This is a genomic window from Bifidobacterium sp. POST2/T3 (B1) (genome assembly GCF_058197115.1).
In genome coordinates, this window is sequence record NZ_JBVPQK010000001.1 from 1 (window position 1) to 18,412 (window position 18,412).

General features: G+C 54.5%; 12 protein-coding genes. 8 read left to right on the top strand and 4 right to left on the bottom strand.

Going from position 1 to position 18,412, the window contains the following annotated elements:
• The first annotated feature begins 225 nt into the window (after positions 1 to 225).
• The 7 genes from AC0AP0_RS00005 to AC0AP0_RS00035 all read left to right on the top strand — a co-directional run bounded on the left by AC0AP0_RS00005 (position 226) and on the right by AC0AP0_RS00035 (position 9,273).
• Positions 226 to 1,776 carry an aminopeptidase P family protein gene (locus AC0AP0_RS00005; RefSeq protein WP_490428781.1) on the top strand — a complete coding sequence of 517 codons (1,551 nt, stop codon included), beginning with the start codon at positions 226 to 228 and terminating at the stop codon, positions 1,774 to 1,776.
• 3 nt (positions 1,777 to 1,779) lie between these two features.
• Positions 1,780 to 2,322 (top strand): NUDIX hydrolase, encoded by a 543-nt coding sequence (locus AC0AP0_RS00010; RefSeq protein ID WP_490428755.1) that lies wholly within the window; start codon positions 1,780 to 1,782, stop codon positions 2,320 to 2,322.
• A 205-nt stretch (positions 2,323 to 2,527) separates the two neighbouring features.
• Positions 2,528 to 3,289, top strand: coding sequence for a LytR/AlgR family response regulator transcription factor (locus AC0AP0_RS00015; protein WP_490428756.1), 762 nt, complete (start codon positions 2,528 to 2,530; stop codon positions 3,287 to 3,289).
• A 5-nt stretch (positions 3,290 to 3,294) separates the two neighbouring features.
• Positions 3,295 to 4,551, top strand: coding sequence for an ATP-binding protein (locus AC0AP0_RS00020; protein ID WP_490428757.1), 1,257 nt, complete (start codon positions 3,295 to 3,297; stop codon positions 4,549 to 4,551).
• A gap of 107 nt (positions 4,552 to 4,658) precedes the next feature.
• Positions 4,659 to 7,592: a glycoside hydrolase family 3 protein gene (locus tag AC0AP0_RS00025; protein WP_490428758.1), complete on the top strand. Its 2,934-nt coding sequence runs from the start codon at positions 4,659 to 4,661 to the stop codon at positions 7,590 to 7,592.
• Position 7,593: 1 nt separating this feature from the next.
• The gene (locus AC0AP0_RS00030) at positions 7,594 to 7,968 is read left to right on the top strand and encodes a hypothetical protein (RefSeq protein WP_490428759.1); all 375 of its coding nucleotides are present in this window, start codon (positions 7,594 to 7,596) and stop codon (positions 7,966 to 7,968) included.
• A 279-nt stretch (positions 7,969 to 8,247) separates the two neighbouring features.
• Positions 8,248 to 9,273, top strand: coding sequence for an alpha/beta hydrolase (locus tag AC0AP0_RS00035; RefSeq protein ID WP_490428760.1), 1,026 nt, complete (start codon positions 8,248 to 8,250; stop codon positions 9,271 to 9,273).
• A gap of 29 nt (positions 9,274 to 9,302) precedes the next feature.
• Here AC0AP0_RS00035 and AC0AP0_RS00040 read toward each other — a convergent pair whose 3' ends face one another.
• Positions 9,303 to 10,538, bottom strand: a complete 1,236-nt coding sequence (locus AC0AP0_RS00040; protein WP_490428761.1) for an ROK family protein — start codon at positions 10,536 to 10,538, stop codon at positions 9,303 to 9,305.
• A gap of 192 nt (positions 10,539 to 10,730) precedes the next feature.
• Between AC0AP0_RS00040 and AC0AP0_RS00045 the strand changes: the two genes are divergently transcribed.
• The gene (locus AC0AP0_RS00045) at positions 10,731 to 12,272 is read left to right on the top strand and encodes a xylulokinase (RefSeq protein ID WP_490428762.1); all 1,542 of its coding nucleotides are present in this window, start codon (positions 10,731 to 10,733) and stop codon (positions 12,270 to 12,272) included.
• Positions 12,273 to 12,291: 19 nt separating this feature from the next.
• Here AC0AP0_RS00045 and AC0AP0_RS00050 read toward each other — a convergent pair whose 3' ends face one another.
• From AC0AP0_RS00050 to AC0AP0_RS00060, 3 genes are all read right to left on the bottom strand, one after another.
• The gene (locus AC0AP0_RS00050) at positions 12,292 to 15,549 is read right to left on the bottom strand and encodes a glycoside hydrolase family 2 TIM barrel-domain containing protein (RefSeq protein WP_490428782.1); all 3,258 of its coding nucleotides are present in this window, start codon (positions 15,547 to 15,549) and stop codon (positions 12,292 to 12,294) included.
• Between the two features lie 121 nt (positions 15,550 to 15,670).
• Positions 15,671 to 16,747, bottom strand: coding sequence for a LacI family DNA-binding transcriptional regulator (locus tag AC0AP0_RS00055; RefSeq protein WP_490428783.1), 1,077 nt, complete (start codon positions 16,745 to 16,747; stop codon positions 15,671 to 15,673).
• A 369-nt stretch (positions 16,748 to 17,116) separates the two neighbouring features.
• Positions 17,117 to 18,409: a glycoside hydrolase 5 family protein gene (locus tag AC0AP0_RS00060; protein ID WP_490428763.1), complete on the bottom strand. Its 1,293-nt coding sequence runs from the start codon at positions 18,407 to 18,409 to the stop codon at positions 17,117 to 17,119.
• Positions 18,410 to 18,412: the final 3 nt, after the last annotated feature.

An 18,412-nucleotide genomic window follows, 5' to 3' on the forward strand; every position in this document is an offset into this window, starting at 1 on the left:
TGGGGTGTTCGAATGACATATTCTGCCTGCGCCTCCTGCTGGCTGTGGATGCTTCCCGCCTATTCTATGCGCGACCGGCCCCGATTGAAGGCCGAAACAGCCGACTGTCACATCGGCCGAACGCACTACCATGGAACCAACATAGTAAGAACCGGAATTTCAAGGAGGCTGGACGTGACCGCATCCGCTCAGGAGCATCTACAAGGAGACACCGATCCCAAGAACGTGGATCTGGATGAGCAGAACATGGAGGACCGGGTCAACAACCGCACCCTGCGCCCCAACTCCCCCGCCTTCCAGAAGTTCATGACCACCGGCTGGCAGGCCCAGGAGCCCCAGATCAAGCCTCTGGAGTCCAGCAAATACACCGAGCGCCGCCTGCGTGAGCTGGGCCGACGTTTCCCCGGTGAACGTCTGGTCATCCCCGCAGGATCCTACAAGACCCGAAACAACGACAACGACTACGCCTTCCGCCCAGACACCACCTTCGCCTACTACACGGGCCTGGGCGAGGACTACGAACCCGGAGCCATCCTGGTCCTGGACCCGGTGGATCCCGACAGTCCCGAGGCCGCCAAGGGCCTGACCCATACACCTGAGCTCTTCGTCCATCCCCGGGCCGATCAGTCCACCCGCGATTACTACCGCTCCGCCCAGTACGGGGAGTACTGGGTGGGTCCCCGGGCCGGCCTGCGGGAGCTGGCCATCATGACCGGCATCCCCACCAAGGACATCGCCTCCTTCCCTGATGCCATCGCCAAGGATCTGGGGCCGGACCAGGGGGCGGTCAAGATGCGGGTAATCCGCACCGCCGACCAGGAGGTCCTGAACCAGGTGGAGGCCGCCCGCAAGGCCAACGGCATCGGTGGCCCGGACCGCAACGAGGAAGCCGATGACAAGCTCGAAGAGTTCACCTCCGAGGCCCGCATGATCAAGGACGACTATGAGGTCAGCGAGATGCGCAAGGCCATCGACGCCACCAAGGCCGGGTTCGACCGTATCCTGACCCACCTGCCCCAGGTAGTGGGCAAGCCCCGTTCCGAGCGGATGCTGGAGGGCGTCTTCAACGCCAATGCCCGCGAGAAGGGCAACGACGTGGGTTACGGGTCCATCATCGCCTCGGGCAAGCACGCCCCCATCCTGCACTGGATGCGCAACGACGGGACCGTTCAGAAGGGTGACCTGCTCCTGATCGACGCCGGCGTGGAGGTCAACAGCCTCTACACGGCCGACATCACCCGCACCTTCCCCGTAAGCGGCACCTTCAGCCCCCTGCAGAAGCGAATCTACCAGACCGTGCTCAAGGCCCAGCAGGCCGGCTTCGAAGCCGCCAAGCCAGGCGCCACCTACTCGGACATCCATCATGCCGTCATGCGTGTGCTGGCTGAAACCCTGCACGAGTGGGGCATCCTCAAGGTCAGCGTGGAGGAGTCCCTCTCCCCCCAGGGCCAGCAACACCGCCGCTGGCACGCCTGCGGATGCGCCCACCACCTGGGTCTGGACGTGCACGACTGCGCGGAGGCCAGGTACGAGTCCTACCAGGGTGCCCCCATCACCCCTGGGATGATCTTCACCATCGAGCCCGGGCTCTACTTCAAGGAGAACGACCTGCTGGTGCCCCCGGAGTTCCGCGGCATCGGCGTCCGCGTGGAGGACGACGTGCTCATGACCGAGCAGGGGCCCCAGTGGCTGTCTGCAGGCATCCCCAAGACCGTGGAAGAGGTGGAGGCCTGGATGGCGCAGCGGGCTGCGCTGGCCGACCCGGACCGGGACTGACATATGCCCACTCCTGACTTCGTGCTCAGACTGCGCCGATCCATAGGCCATGACCTGCTCTGGCTGAACGGTGTGACGGCTTTCGTCACTGACGACCAGGGCCGAGTCCTGCTGGGCCGGCGCTCCGACACCGGCCAGTGGGCTCTGGTCTATGGGATCAACGAACCTGGCGAGGATCCGGCCGACACCGTGGTCCGCGAAGTTAAGGAGGAAACCGGGGTGGATGTGATCGTCACAGACCTGGCTGCGGTCACATCCTCCCAGGAGATAGTCACCTATGCCAACGGGGATAAGACCATGTACATGGATCATCTGTTCATCTGTTGGCCCGACCCCAGCGGTAATGCCGACCCCTATGTGGGTGACGAGGAGAGCCTGTCAGTCGGCTGGTTCGACCCCGGTCGACCCCCAGCCCCGCTGGCCCAAACCACTGTGGAACGCATGGCCCGAGCTCGAACCTATCTGAAACGCCTGCAAGGCGGAGATGCCCACGCCCTCTTCAAGGTCGGCGGCAGGGAGTTGCCTGCATTATCAGAAAAGCGCTAACCCACATTTAATGGCTGAGTGACCTTTCAGACAACTGCTGAACCGGCTCGTAGTTAGAAATTAGCAACCACTTTTTCCAATTGAGTGGCCCGCTCCTACTTTGCATTATTACCAGGGGTTGCCCCTTAGTCGTTAGAGAAGACTCTAATCACCTTTCCTGCATTGCATTCTGGCGAAAGCAACAGGGACAAAGCCTGCACTAAGCATGCCTTCTACACTCTTCACCAAACGTCCAGTGCCGCTAATCACGTATCATAAAAACATGTTTCGCGTCGCTGTAGTAGAAGATGACCAAAATTTTGCAACACGTATGAAAAACTATTTGCGTCGTTATGCTAGTACTCAGCATCTAGCCTTTTCGTACGACTTTTATTCTGATGGACTCAGCTTTCTCGATGAATTTGCTGGACAGTATCAGCTGGTTTTCATGGATATCGTCATGCCTGGAGCCAACGGTTTGGAGACGGCTGCGAAAATGCGTAGGAAAGATCAGGATCTCTGTCTTATCTTCATTACAACTCAGCCACAATTTGCCTTACACGGATACGAGGTTTCAGCCTTCGACTTCATTGTTAAGCCGTTGCATTACAACTTGTTTGAAATCAAGATGAACAAAGCCATGCGATCCATTCATCCGGATGAAAGCATCGTAATAAACCAGCCGGGGGATGATTTTCGACGACTTTCCATTCGAGATATTTTCTATGTCGAAAGTCAAAAGCATTACCTTATTTTTCATACTTCACAAGGTGAATACAGAATGCGCGGTCGCATGTCAGATGTGAATGAACGTTTGCTTGTCCAAGGATTCGTGAATATCAGAAAATCGATTCTGGTAAACATGGCTTACATCACCCGCGTTGATAATGACACTGTTGGTTTGGATGGGACTTGCCTGCCCGTTGCGCATTCCCATAAGCAAGAGTTTCGTCAGCAATTAGCTGTTTATTTGGCTGGAAAGGCGTAGAATACTTGAATTCTTATCTGGCCATCACCGTTGCTCACGGATATATTCCACAAATCCTCCTAGCTGAAACGCTCTTCACTTATCGCTTGAGCAAACGCACGCATTTTTACAGACGATTGATTATCGGGTTGATCGTCGTTCTTCCATTGATGGTCGTCGTCCCCAACTGGATAAACAACCACTGGTCAGGTCTTTTCTCGCTGACGGTATTTCTTTTGTCTCTAATTTTATGGTGGGCTTGTCTTCTCCAAAGCTTCAAGGATATTTTGTTCTGTTGTGTTAGTGCGCAACTGGTGCAAAATCTGTCGTATAACCTCGAACAAGCACTATATCAGCCTTTTGCCCAGCATTTCAACGCTGTTGGGAGCCTGGCTCTCTCAATCACTTGTACCTGTTTGACATACGGTCTGACCTATCTAGTCATAGCAAAACGCTCTGGGCCGCACCCTACAGCCGAAATTAACGATACATACGTCTATTCCTTCGCCTTGATCACAGCCGTGTTTGTGTATCTCATGCAATATCAATATCAAATCACTGGAATCGGAAACTATTGGGTATCTCATCTGCCCTTGATGCTGTGCTGCGTAGCAGGTCTCTGCGTGCAATACGGTTTTGTCGCCCTGAAAACTGCAAGCGGAGAGCGAATTGCACTGGAACGCCTTATGAGGCAGGAAGCCAAACAATATGAACTGACCAAGCAGAATATTGATCTAATCAATATGAAGGCACACGATCTCAAACATCAACTCTTGCGCATACAGGAAGGATTGGGAGAAGATAAGGATGACCTGTCTGAAATTAGTTCGATTCTTGACAGTTACGACAACAGTCCCCATACCGGCAACAAGGAATTGGACCTGATTCTGAGCCAAAAGGAAATGCTGTGCAGACAGGATGAAATTGTCTTTTCTATCATGGTTCAGCCTGATTCCCTTTCTCGGCTCGATCCTGGTGATATAGCGTCAATATTCGGCAACCTTCTTGATAATGCGATTGAATACGAACGTAAAGTAAGTGATCATACTCAAAGATACATAGGTCTTAAAATTCGCACCATCGATGGCTTAATAGGAGTTCGAGTGGAAAACTACTGTCGAAGCAAGCCAATCATGAGCAATGGCCTGCCTGTCAGCACAAAGGACGACAGGAAAAACCACGGATTTGGCCTGAGAAGCGTTGCATACACTACGAACAAATACAAGGGCACTTTGCATTTGGGCATGGAGGGCGATCTTTTCGTTGCCAGCCTCCTTCTATGATTCCTTGCCCGAAAGCGGCCGATATTTGCCAAATGATTTTCCTCAGATTATGTATGTCATAGTCTGGCCGTGGTTCAGCCTAGTGGAACCGTGAGGAGAATACCGAAATGAGCAAACACAGCGCCGAACGAGCTGTGCGTGTTGCCACGGCGGCAACGAGCATTGTACTTGCCCTTTCTTTAGGAGCAGTATCTGGTGCCAGGACATACAGCTCTTATGTGACCACCGTACTTGGTGGGAGCCCTTTCACAATAAAGGATACAGAAAAAGCCAATAAAATTTACGAAGCCAGAGGCAATGGAATGCCCCTCTCCAAATGGAAGACCAAAGCAGACTCGCTTGTACAGACGGTTGCCGGTGAAGGCATCGTGTTACTGAAAAATGATGCGAACACGCTACCACTGGCAAAGGGCTCGAAGGTTACTCTGTTTGGCAGATCATCCACCGATTTGGTCCTGGGTGGTACTGGAGCTGGAGGCATAGATCCCGACAGAGCCGTCGACCTCAACAAGGCTTTGACCGCAGAAGGGTTCAAAGTCAACAAAACCATGTGGAACTTTTATCAATCCTACAAGGGTAAGCCTGGTTATATTCGTTCCAATGGAACATACATGGGCACACTACCCAAGGATGTGCATATAGCCGAACCACCCGTCAGCGAATACACAGCAGCCGTTCACCAATCATACGATACCTTCGCAGACGCAGCCATCGTAGTGTTCTCACGCGTAGGCGGTGAAGGCTCTGACATGCCAACTGGTAAATTCGGCGACGGAAACCGATACCTTGCCCTTCAGGACAGTGAAAAGCAAGTGCTCAAGGAAATCCATGACAGCGGAAAATTCGGGAAAGTCATCGCGCTTATCAACACATCCAATGCCATGGAACTCAGTTGGATGGATCAAAACCAATACGGCATCAATGCATCCTTGTGGGCAGGCGGACTCGGACAAAGCGGAGCCAGAGCAATAGCCAGGATATTGGATGGCACAGTTAATCCTTCAGGCCGCCTGGTTGACACCTATGCGTCAAATTCGTTCTCGGCACCTGCCATGCAAAATTTCGGAGACTTCACCTTCACCAACGGCCAAGCTATCAACAAACGTATTGGTCCTGCCAACAAAGGCGAGAAATATCTGGTTTATCGCGAAGGAATTTATACAGGATATCGTTATTATGAAACTCGATATGCTGACAGTGTCCTCGACCCGGAAGGGACAAAGGCCAATTCGTCCTCTGGCGCCTTTGCAGACAAAACTTGGAATTACGATCGTGAAGTAGTGTTCCCGTTCGGATATGGTCTCAGTTATGGCAATAGTGAAGGTCATCCTTTCCAGCAACAACTTGTTTCCTCTTCTGCAGACGAGCGGGGAGCGACTTTCGAAGTCAAAGTGACCAACACAGGCAATGTTTCCGGCAAGGACGTCGTACAACTGTATGCACAGCAGCCGTATCAACGTGGGGGCATCGAAAAATCGGCAATTCAACTTGTTGGCTTTGACAAGACACCGGTTCTTCAACCTGGGCAAAGTACTTTGGTCACTATCAAAGTGAAAGCACGCGATTATTCCTCCTACGATGCGCATACTTTGAAAACATATGTTCTCGATCAAGGTGATTTCTACTTTGCTATTGGCAACAATGCGCACCAAGCACTGAACAACATCCTTGCTAGCCGTGGAGCGAATCCCGCAAGAATGGATGAGCATGGTGATCCAGGATGCGTACATCTGTGGCACAACGAAAAGCCTATCAAGCTGGACAAAGCCTACTCAGGCAAAGTCATCGGCAACATATTCCAATCAGCCGGGCTGGAGCATTATGGAAAGCGAACAGGGTATCTGACACGCAGCGATTGGACAACATTCCCGAAACCATACAACAAGCTCAAAGCCACCGATGCGATGATTCATGATATAGATGCCGCTGGCGGATATCAAGCCGGAGACAAGGATACATCATCGATCACCACTAAGGCCAAAAATGGCTTAACCTTCGCTCAAATGCATAAGGCTCGGTTCAATGATCCAAGATGGGAAAAACTACTTGATCAAATGAGCGTGGATGATTTGGTGACTTTGGTAACACGTTCTGGACAGATCGCAATTCCATCAATTTCATTCCCTGCTCAATTCATGAAAGACGGGCCTCAAGGCAACAACGTCAGACCATATGTAGAGGATGGAAGCAAGGCAACTGGATATTGTGGTGAGGTTACTGATGCTTCTACATTTAACCGTTCTCTGATACATCAGGAAAACGAAGCAAAGGCAGAGGATTGGATAAGAACAGACACAGCAGGTGCTTATGCTCCTGCGATGAATATCCATCGCACACCGTATTCTGGGCGCAACTTCGAGTATTACTCAGAGGATGGCTACTTGTCAGGCGAATTTGCCTATGAAGCAGTCACGGGATTGCAAAAACACGGTGTTGTGGCCTTTGCCAAGCACTTCGCCATGAATGATCAGGAAACCAACCGGCAAGGCGTATGCACATTTGCTGATGAGCAAACCATCAGAGAGATCTACCTCAAAGCTTTTGAACGACCATTCACTGATGGCCACGTTAAAGCCACAATGGGCTCGTTTAACCGCATTGGATGCATATGGACCGGAGCGCACCAAAAGCTGATCAAAAACCTGGTCAGGGGTGAATGGGGATCTATGGCGATTGTAGATACTGATATGGCTATTAACCCAATCCTGCAGAATGCCGGCGCCGGGTTGGAAGCAGGCAACACCATGTGGGCGACCTCAGCATCCACCTTCCACGACCAGATTGTCAAGCAAGCAGCACACGATAAGAAAATGCTGTCCAATTTGCGCCAGTCCGGACATATCATTCTTTACACCTTTGTCAACAGCAATGGCGTCAATGGTCTGTCCACAGCTTCAAGGGTGGTAAAAGTGACTCCGCCATGGCTGAAATTGGCTTATACGGTAGTTGGGTTGCTATGCGTGATCGATCTTGCACTCTTCATAACCCTGATTCGAAAGAGCAGAAATTCCGCTCATATCACTATTGAAAGCGACAATTGAAATGAATAAGGCGATAACCAATTTTGTTTGCATAGCAACAGCAGCAATCGCTCTTATCACATCACTGGTCTATATAACCTCCAAGGCCCAAGGCCACGTTATTGCGATAATGCTGTTCCTTGTACTCGGGGCACTGCTTGAAATACTCTTACTGTTCAACCCGGGCTGGAAGTTTGTGGAGTATATCCCCTTCTTAAGTCTACTTGTAGCCGGATTATTATTTACCAAGTCAGGAGCTGATGAACTTTATGCGATCTTCTCAAAGATGAACATGGAGGGACTCAGCACCTCCTGGATTGTATCAGCCGTGCTCATTGTGGTGACTCTGATCCTAGCTGGTGCTACCACGGTTATTTACCCATACAGAAACAAGTGAAACCTGGCTATGTTCGTTCATATCCGTTCCCTTTTGAATACTCCGGTAGACTGCATCAATGTCGTTGGGACAGGCGCAATTACAATAATCTCGGTACTCGATGTTCTGAGATATGCAACATACGGATCGTTATTGCCTGTATTGACAATCGCATTCGTCGACCTGTGCTCCATACTCCTATGCGTTCTGACCGTAATGACGCATTGTTCACCAATACTGATCCTAGTGGTTGGAATAAACCTTGCACTTGGAGATTTTATGAACAATCGGGGAACGGCTATGGACAACATAGCTTTCTTCGTTATCGCAGGTATTGCATTTCTAGCAGCTTGTATGGGCAGTTTAGCTATGGCAAAAGGCCATACCAAGATTGATTTGGTTGCCTGCCGGAAAATCCTGGCTGTATTGATTGTGCTTTGTGTAACAGCGGCCACCTTATGGCAGACATGCATGACCCTGGCCAGGGACAAAACTCAAGCCGGGCCAAGTATATGGTCGGTCCCAAGTGAGTTCGAATCAACGTCCAATCACCCTGGCACTGTCCGGCCCCTTGGGTATCGAACCCATGCCTACAGCAGCGACGGACGCGAAGTTCAGAAAACAGCCTACGTTTACCTTCCCTTCAAATACGATCGGCACAAGAGCTACGACATCCTTTATCTCATGCATGGAACAGGAGATAGCGCTAGTTACTGGCTTAAGAAGCATCCCGAAAATGTTCACATGGTTGATCAATTGATCGATCATCGAATCATCAAGCCAATGATTATCGTTACCCCTTCTTTTTATGTTCAAAATGATGCAAAAGACCATCTGGATACCTTGACGTATTCTTTCGCAAAAGAGCTCCGCAGAGATCTTATGCCTGCGGTCGAGTCCCGCTATTCCACTTATGCAAAAAAAATCGATGACCAAGGATTCCAAGCAAGCCGTAATCACCGAGCGTTCGCTGGCCTGTCGCGAGGAGCAGTCACCACCTACCATTCAGCAATAGAGCAAAATCTAGATTATTATTCCTGGTTCGGCACATTTAGCGGCAGCCGAACCAGTGCACATGAGTTCAAAACAACTGCCTGTGCTTACCCGTTTAGCACATATCCAATCCATTACCTATATGCATCAAGCGGTAGTTTTGATTTCGCTTTGGCAGGACAACTTAATGACTACCGTAACCTGCTCAAGGTTGACAACAGACTGGAGCCAGGCAAAAATACCCGATTCGATGTATTTCCTATGCGATACCATTCCTCTGGCAATTGGCATTTGGCCCTATACAACTTTTTGCAGTGTATTTTTCACAATTAAGCCGATTAAGAGAGATATATACAGATCGGTCATGCCGACAAAAAGTCCAATGGATTGTCAATGAACCTGCGCAAGCCCACCTGGGCCGCTCCCCTCAGAGCCGGATAATCAGCCACCAAGGGCATCAACACACGAATATTGACCGCATCCCGTCCAAGAGAAAGCTCATTCAAACGTTGTTCAAGACGATCAGACAATTCAGAGCCAAAATTAGACCAGAACCCTCCTAGAATCACGGTATCGACATCAACTATGTTAATTACAGTAACAATCACAGAGATCATGGCATCCAATCCACGATCTATGGCATCAACTGCGTTGGCATCGCCCTGCTGCCAACGCTTGTAAAGTTCATCCATCGATTCAGACTTCACGGCATCATCCCCGGAAGCTATGCAAGCTGCCTCAACGAGAGCTCGCCGCCCTGCATAGGTTTCCAGGCATCCTCTACGCCCACAACGACAAGTAGGACCATTTAAATCCACAGAAACATGGCCAAGCTCGCCGGCGAAACCGTGATCTCCCGTCTCTACAGAGCCACGACGGACCACCGCACCTCCAATGCCGATATCCGTGGATAAATAGATAAATGAATCTGTAGGGGCAAGTGTGCACTCATGCGAACTTGTCAATCTTTGCGTTGCCTGTCCTGGAATCTGCGATAATGCGGCAAGTCTTGCCTCGTTGCCCGCTCTTGGTTTTAATCGTCTGACCACAGAAAACTGAGTCAGATCCAAGCGTTCCCATCCGAGATTCCTCGCCATGAGCAAGGTATTATCATCGGTTACCAACCCTGGCAAAGCCAGACCAGAACCCACCAGGCGATAGTGCTTATGATTCAGAGTCTTCTCAATAGGTCTAGACAAATCATCGAGTTCATCGAAAATATCCTTAGGATTAGTTCTTCGCATATCGTTGTGAATCCATTTGGCATCGATAACCCTGCCATCCAGATCCAAAGCCATGCACCCGAAACCGTCAGTGTTGATCTGCAGACCTAAACCAGCCCATCTGCCATGAGCCACGGAAAGCGGTGTGCTTGGCCGTCCATGGGTCGTCTGAGAAATATCAGGTTCACCTTCACGAACAACATGATTATTGAGCAGTATGTTTGCCAGGAGCGACATGGTGGCCTTGGTCAGCCCGGTGGCCTTGGCCAGGTCCGCCCTGCTGAGCGAGGTAGGCGACCGCAGAATGGTGTCGATGATGACCGAGAGGTTGTGGTTCCTCAAATCATCCTGATTGATAGAGCGCAGGGCAGTCACGGTTCAACAACCTTTCATGAACGAACATAGGCCCGCTGAATCCTGGGCCTCTTCAACATCTTACGTTCGAATCGGACGGCAGGTCAGCGATTGGAGGGCCCGGACCAAGGTCATTTAGTTTATCGATTTAATAATTGAGATACTATGGTGAAGTACTCCAATGACCGGAGCCCAGAAAGCAAGGAGGCTGACATGAATGAGATCCTGGTGGCGGGAGTGGACACATCGACCCAGTCCTGCAAGGTAAGGGTCACCGAGGCCCGGACCGGTCGGCTGGTCCGTTTCGGCAAAGCTCCTCACCCGGCAGGCACCAGCGTTGATCCCATGGCCTGGTGGAAAGCCTTTCAAGAGGCTTCAGCACAGGCGGGAGGTCTGAACGACGTTTCAGCCATCAGCGTGGGTGGCCAGCAGCACGGCATGGTATTGCTAGACCGTCAAGGGCAAGTGATCAGAGATGCCCTGCTCTGGAACGACACCCGTTCGGCTCCTGATGCCGACGAGCTCATCATCCGGCTAGCCAAGTCAAAGACCGGAGAGGCTGGAAGCGCTCAGGCGGAAAACGACGGGGCAAGCAAGAACCCGGACTCGGACCGGAACCTGGCCATGCGCGGCAAACAAGCCTGGGTGCGGGCTGTAGGCTCCTCCCCAGTAGCCTCGTTGACCATAACCAAAGTGGCCTGGGTCAGCCGGGTTGAGCCGGATAATGCCAGGGCCATCGCGGCCATATGTCTCCCCCACGACTGGCTAAGCTGGGCCATCGCCGGTCATGGCCCAGCAGCCAACCCGGGGACCGAACCCGGGCTGGAGGATCTCTTCACCGATCGCTCAGATGCTTCCGGCACCGGCTACTACGACCCCGCCGCCGACCGCTACCGGCGTGACCTTCTGGACATGGCCCTGCCTGAAGACATGGCCGAGCGGGTGATCCTACCTAAGGTTCTTGGCCCCCACCAGGTCGGAGCCAAGGCCGACCCCCGCATCGCCGGCAGGGATGTACCCGGCGGCTGCATCATCGCACCGGGTGGCGGCGACAACGCTATGACGGCACTAGGACTGGCCATGCAGGTGGGCGACGTCTCCATCTCCCTGGGAACCTCTGGTGTCGCTGCAGCGGTCAGCCCGGTTCCAGCATATGATATGAGCGCCTCGGTGACAGGATTTGCGGATGCGACCGGCCACTGGCTGCCCCTGGCCTGCACCATCAACGCATCACGCATCCTGGACGCGGGTCTGGCCGCCCTGGGCACGGATTATGACGGTCTTGCTGAGCTGGCGGAGAAGTCCACGCCGGGTGCCGAAGGAATCACTCTGATTCCCTATTTCGACGGCGAGCGCACCCCCAACCGCCCTGATGCCCACGCCAGACTGGAGGGGCTGACCCTGGCCAACACCACGCGCCCCAACCTGGCCAGAGCATTCGTAGAAGGACTGCTCTGCTCCCAGCGCGACTGTCTGGAACTGCTGAAACGGCTTGGCACCACGGTCTCCAGAATTCTCCTGGTCGGCGGCGGCGCCAAGTCTCCAGCAGTCAGAGCCTATGCCCCAGGAATCCTAGGGATGGATGTCCAGCTGCCGCGGCCGGACGAGTATGTGGCCATCGGTGCGGCCCGCCAGGCAGCCTGGGCTCTGACTGGAGAAGAGGAGCCCCCCGTCTGGTCGGTGAACATCGACACCACGCTGACGGGAGACCCGTGCGAGCAGGTCTACCAGCAGTATCTGTGCTGGCGGGGATGAAAGGCCCCGCAAGCCTGGGTCACTTGGAACGGACTCGCAGGTGCAGTCCGAAGACCAGATCGGTTTCATTCAAGCGGTAAGCGGGATCCAGCTCAGGTCCGCAGCTGTTGGAGCCTACGCCGCTTGTGGCATAGTCCAGGCAGAGCACGGTCGAGCCGCACTCCTCCAGCTCGTGGTCGTGCCCTTTGGCGGTCAGCTCCTCCTGCGTGTAGGGGGAGCAGTTGAAGCTGATGGGTCCATCCCCCGCTGCCTGCAGCAGGGAGCAGTCATCCTCCACCAGGACGTAGTCGCAGCCATAATGGGAGCCGTTCTCCTGGGGACGCAGGTAGTGCTCGACCATGCCTGACGCAGTGTCACGGAAGACTCCGTAGTGGCTGGCACGGTGCATGTCCCGGTAGCTCTCGTAGGGCCCATAGCCGCAGTAGGTGACCCGATGCAGGCTCTTGGGCAGGAAGAGTCGCAGGCCGAACCTGGGCAAATAGGGGAACTCAGGATCCCGATGCAGCTCCATCTTCAGATCCAGCCCACCCTGGTCGCTCAGGGCCCATGTGGCAAGGATACTGCCCATGGGCTGGATGGAGGGTGCCACCAGAGACAGTGCAGCCTTGATGGTTGTCAATCCCCTGTCCTGATCGGTCTGCAGCTGACAGGACAGGGCCCTGGTACTAGCCCGGTCATACTCGGCTTTACGCCATTCCTCCTTAATGATGGCATCGTTGTCGATAGGCGCCCGCCAGAGGTTGACCTCCATAGGGGCAGTCAATAGGGAACGGTTGTCGATGCTCATGGATTCCACCATGCCGGTGCGGCGGTTGAAGACGTAACGCCAGTCGGACCCCTCCACATCGAAGCGGGTATCAGTCTGCCTAACCACCGGCCGGTGAGCGCCCCGGGCTCCACTACCAGGATCGGCACTGATGACCCTGGCCACGCCATTGGGGCGTTCAGGCATCCCCATATCCGCAGCTTCAAGCTGGTCAAAGCCCAGCGAATGCCCTTGTGGAAGCACGGGATCGGTCTTGGCCAGGATGTACTCCACCAGCAGGGTCAGACGGCCATGCTCGGGCGGATCCATGGGCGGCAGGCCTACGGTGCCCTCAGCATGGGGTGCGATGTGCAGGCCGGTTCCCCGATCCAGCTCTGGCGTCCCGGAAGCCACCGGCTCCCCATCACACAGGAGGGTCCACGTCAGACTCAGGTATTCATCCAGGAAGGTGAAGTCCAGGTAATTGTGCAGGGTGAGCAGCTTAGTCTGCGAATTGTATCCGACCAGACGGGCCGGGCGGAAGACATTTTTGAACTCCCTGAGGCCGGTGTGGGGCCGCCGGTCGGGATAGACCAGACCATCCATGCAGAAGTTGGCATCATGGGGGTACTCGCCGTGGTCTCCCCCGTAGGCGTAGATCCGATGGCCCTTGCGGTCTCTGCCCTGGTCGATGGCATGGTCTGCCCACTCCCAGATACAGCCGCCCAGAAGCCCGGGATGTGCCTGAATGACCCGGAAGTAGTCTTCCAGATCCCCTGGGCCCAGCCCCATGGCATGGCAGTACTCACAGAGGAAGTAAGGCTTCCGACCTCCATCTCCGTCATCCCCGTGGCTGCTGATGCCGTGAGGACCTTCCGGCGTGAAGTAATCCTCAATTTTCTTGATGCTGGGATACATTCGCGAGGTGATGTCCAGGTTACTGTAATCCAGATCCTTCCGGGGCGAGCCGTGGATGGCCGACTCGTAGTGGGTCAGACGGGATGGGTCCCGAGATTTGGTCCAAGCCAGGGCTGCTTCGATGCCGCAACCGTATCCGCTTTCGTTACCCATGGACCAGATCAGAATCGAAGGATGGTTCTTGTCCCGCTCCACGCTGCGCTGGACCCGGTCGACGATGGCCTTAGTGAACCGAGGCTCGTCGGTGATGCGACCATTCCAGTAATCGGGCTCCTTCCATTCCGGGCTGTGATAGAGGGTCTCGATGCCATGGGTTTCCAGGTCGGCCTCGGCGATCAGATAGAAGCCCAGCTGGTCGTAGAGGGCGTAATACTGAGGGCTGTTAGGGTAATGGGAGGTGCGGATGGCGTTAACGTTGTGCTCTTTCATCAGGGTCAGGTCGCGCATGATCTGCTTCTGATCGACGGCAAAGCCGGTGCGCGGATCTCCGTCATGCCGGTTGACCCCGTGGATCTTGATGGAGCTGCCATTGACCTTGACCACCTGGCCGTCCACGCTGATGGTACGCAGACCGATGTACTCGGTAATGACTTCGTCGGGGTGCTCCCCCGGAATGGGCTCATTTGAATCGCCGGCGTCAGATGTGCTGGCCCTGGTCGATAACGTCAGCCGGTAGAGTTCAGGGTCCTCGGCATTCCAGAGGTGAGGATGGTTGACTTTCAGGACAAATTGCGCATGCTCCTTGCAACCCGTCAGCTCGGCCCGGGCCACCTCAACCCCATCGGGATCATTCAACAGAGCCTGGATGTCCAGAGCGGCATCGTCATGACCAGATACGCCGGTCGGATCCAGATCCACGGTCACACAGGCATGATCCATCTTCTCATCGAGGTCGGTGTGGACGAACCAGTCGCGCAGACGTACCTTGGGCCGACGCAGGATGTAGACATCGCGGAAGATGCCGCTCATGCGGAACTTGTCCTGATCCTCCAGATAGCTGCCATCACACCACTTGAGCACAAGAACGGCCAGCTGATTACGGCCCTGCCGCAGATGGTCGGTCACATCGAACTCGCTGGTGGCGTGCGAGACCTGGCTATAACCAATCAGATCTCCATTGACCCAGAGGTAGAAGCAGGAGTCCACCCCCTCGAAATTAAGCAGGGCACGAGGAGCCGAGGGATCGGGCTCGTAGTCGAAGGCGCGCAGGTAGATGCCGCAGGGATTGTCGGCAGGCACCCTAGGCGGATCGAAGGGGAAGGGATAACGCACGTTGGTGTACTGGGGGTTGTCATAGCCCTGGGTCTGCCAGACTCCTGGCACATGGATGGGCTTGTAAACTCCTCGGCCCGCATCCCCAGAAGGGATGTAGTCGCCTTCGAAGAAGACCGGATCCTCAGCCTCGATGGCGGACTGGACTTCGGCATCCAGCTGGTCGATGCTGGCGTAATAGCGGAAGTCCCAGTCTCCATCCAGATCCAGGTACCGGTCGGAGCGCCTTCGCAGGTCGCCACGCAAGTCCATGGGTGCGCCGGCCGGCACATAGTAGGCACGGTTGGGTTCGGTCCCCACATGCAGTGTGGCTGGATCCTCGTAATAACGTGGTATGAACATGACGACTCCATCCTCCTCGGTGGCCTTGGCAGCAGACGTTTCACAGGTATGACTGTTTACGCTCACATGCGACCATGATACCGGTGCCATGGCACACAATTTCCTACGCCTGTCACAGGCGTCATTGAACCGGACGTGCCGTGCTCTCGCGAATGACCAGCTTGGGTGTCAGGATGCGACGGTTGCCCCCCACCTGCTCCCCTCGGAAGATCTTCAGCAGGAGGTTGGCCACCTTGGTCCCGTAAAGCCCGGCATCACGGTGGACCGAAGTGATGGAGGGATAGGTGCTCTGGCAGATGAAACTGTCCTCGAAGCTGACCATGGCAGGAAGACTCATATAGACCGAAACAGGGACCGCAATCTTATTGTCAGACTCCTGACCTGCCACAGACGCCATCCTGCTTTCCAGCATCGCTCGCAGACTTGCCGCAGCCATGATTTCGTTCTCGTAAATAAAAGCCGTATACGGATTCTTACCCGATGACAGAAGAAGAGTGAGGGCTGCAGCCTTGTCTGGTGTGAAGTCAGTGAACTCCACTTTCGGCTCCCCCAGGTTCCTTCGACGGACGAACTCTTTGAAGGAGGAGACACGGGCGCGGCTATAGTCAAGGTTTTCATCCCCCGACAAGTAGGCAATCCGCGCATGCCCACGCGAGCTCAAATGGTCCATGATCGTCGTCATGGTTCGTGAATCGTCGATCGACAGTGAGGGCAGGTAGTTGTTCGAGTCTGGCCCTCCGGCCAAGACTGCGGGCAGACCCAGATTGTGCAGGAGCAGGGGCCTGGGATCATCGGAGAGAAGATCCACCAGCACCACCCCATCGACGCGCTTGCGTCGGGCCCAGTCCCGATAGGTGTCCAGTTCCTCATCCAACGTGGCGCAAGGGCGAAAGAGCAGGCCGTAGCCCGACCGGCTCAAGGAGGCGTGGATACCGGCCATGAAGTGCAGCATGAATCCTTCAGTCTGGAAGGCATCCATGGACCTGGCGGGAGCGAAACCGACAGTCATGGTCCTTGAACTGCCCAAAGCCTGGGCAGCATATGCTGGCTTCCATCCCATCCTGGCAGCTGCTTCGCGAACCCTGCGCTTGGTCTGGACTGAGACTCCGGGCTTGTCATTGATGGCGAAGGAGACCGCGGTCTGGGATATCCCCAGCTCGTTGGCTATGTCCTTTAGGTTGACCCTGGCATCGTCCATTTCCCTATGAACAGACGAGCCCGTTCTGGCTTCTGTTTCTCTGCCATCGGACTCGCCGTCCATGCGCCACCTCATATCAACCATCCTCGTCGACACCCGTGATCCGGCTCGGCCGACTCAGCAGACCAGACTGCTTGCCACACGCTTTGGGCTTATATGAATATCGGCCTTTAACCCTAACTTAGACCCTCATACGCACAAAACCATGGTCAACAACTTCGCCTGAGGCCAAAGCATTTGTTATCGCTCACTTTGTAGCATCAGACAAGACCACGAGTCGAATCTGAAAGCCGCGGGTATGCCGCGGTCAAGATGCTTGGGTGGACCGCTTGGGCAGATAGACGGCAGCATGCCTTCGATCGGGCTTGATCAGGACTTTTTCCGTAGAAGGGAGGGATCGGATACAGCGCTGTAAGAGCTTCCGCCAACAGGTTTGATGGCGATGCACTCACTGATGCCCCTGTCCTGCAGCCAGCTGCTATCCGCCGCGTGCAGGGATGTGACCAGGGTCGGCCTTGCACCTTGACGGCTGAGTTCCATCCACTTGTTGAAGATGGACCCGCCAGGCGCACAGGCAGATCTCAGCAAAGGATCATCGTGCTCGTTCACATCCACGACCAGAGCGGTGGACCTGGAACGGGAGGCCTCCTTGCCGGAGTAGTCCTTCACCACCTGAGCGAAGGCCTGGCCTATGGGCTTGAGACACTTCTCTTGATCGAACAGACCCAGCTGATGCTCAAAGGGTGGAAAATCACCGAATTGTTGGTCGACGTCATGCGAGCACCACCAGGTGATGCCGAACATGTCGCTGCAATCGAGAGCATGTTCCACTGAAGACCTGCAAAAGTCAGCGGCCTGATCTGCGCCCATTACATTGAGCGGGGCACCGATCTCCTGCAGCCAAACCTGCCGATGGGGCTGATTGGCAAAGGCCTTCGACAGTTCCACCAAGTACTCGGCATGACGCGTGCTCTCCTCGGCCAAGGGACCGCACTCCTGCGCGGCGCCGTTGAAAACCCAGGAATGAATACAGGTCATGTCTCCGATGTTGGACGCATATCGAGGAAGAAAAGCGTGGCCATCCTGATACCAGGCTGCATCATTTTCGGAATGCAGAAGCACCCGGCCTTCCTGGGATGCCTTCTCCCTCAACGGGGTCAGCAACTCCAGCAGCCAGTCTTCAGCCTCCTTTGAGGTGGAAGGCATTCGACGCGGATGGACACGGTCAGTGAACTGGTTGCATTCATTTCCGATGGTCAGGCCACGGAAATGCGGCAGGTCCGCCAGGGCTTCATAGACTGATGCGACCAGCCGGGCCTGAGCCTGAACTGCATCCGGATCCGTGAACATATTGGTTTCATGCCATGAGACCAACCAGGAGGGCACGAAATCAAAACTGGACATGTGCCCTTGAATCACATCCGAATAGACATCCAACCCTCGTTCATCCGCCAGGGCGGCCATATGCCTCAGGTCGTCCAGAGCGGCACTGTTGATCCAGGTTCTGTTGGGCTGGAGCAGCGTCCACAGCGGGAAGATGCGGATATGATCCAGCCCAATGGAAGCAATGTCGTCGAGGTCTTTGGCGACGGCATCCCAATCCGGATGCAGCCAGAAATAGAACCAGTTATGGGAGGGGGTGTAATTGACTCCAAATTTCATGAT

What these genes read in the sequence shown, in the direction of transcription:
- AC0AP0_RS00010 (WP_490428755.1), top strand. Translation starts at nt 1,780, where the DNA reads ATGCCCACTCCTGACTTCGTGCTCAGACTGCGCCGATCCATAGGCCAT.
- AC0AP0_RS00015 (WP_490428756.1), top strand. Translation starts at nt 2,528, where the DNA reads ATGCCTTCTACACTCTTCACCAAACGTCCAGTGCCGCTAATCACGTAT.
- AC0AP0_RS00025 (WP_490428758.1), top strand. Translation starts at nt 4,659, where the DNA reads ATGAGCAAACACAGCGCCGAACGAGCTGTGCGTGTTGCCACGGCGGCA.
- AC0AP0_RS00030 (WP_490428759.1), top strand. Translation starts at nt 7,594, where the DNA reads ATGAATAAGGCGATAACCAATTTTGTTTGCATAGCAACAGCAGCAATC.
- AC0AP0_RS00035 (WP_490428760.1), top strand. Translation starts at nt 8,248, where the DNA reads ATGGACAACATAGCTTTCTTCGTTATCGCAGGTATTGCATTTCTAGCA.
- AC0AP0_RS00045 (WP_490428762.1), top strand. Translation starts at nt 10,731, where the DNA reads ATGAATGAGATCCTGGTGGCGGGAGTGGACACATCGACCCAGTCCTGC.
- AC0AP0_RS00050 (WP_490428782.1), bottom strand. Translation starts at nt 15,549, where the DNA reads ATGTTCATACCACGTTATTACGAGGATCCAGCCACACTGCATGTGGGG.
- AC0AP0_RS00055 (WP_490428783.1), bottom strand. Translation starts at nt 16,747, where the DNA reads ATGGACGATGCCAGGGTCAACCTAAAGGACATAGCCAACGAGCTGGGG.
- AC0AP0_RS00060 (WP_490428763.1), bottom strand. Translation starts at nt 18,409, where the DNA reads ATGAAATTTGGAGTCAATTACACCCCCTCCCATAACTGGTTCTATTTC.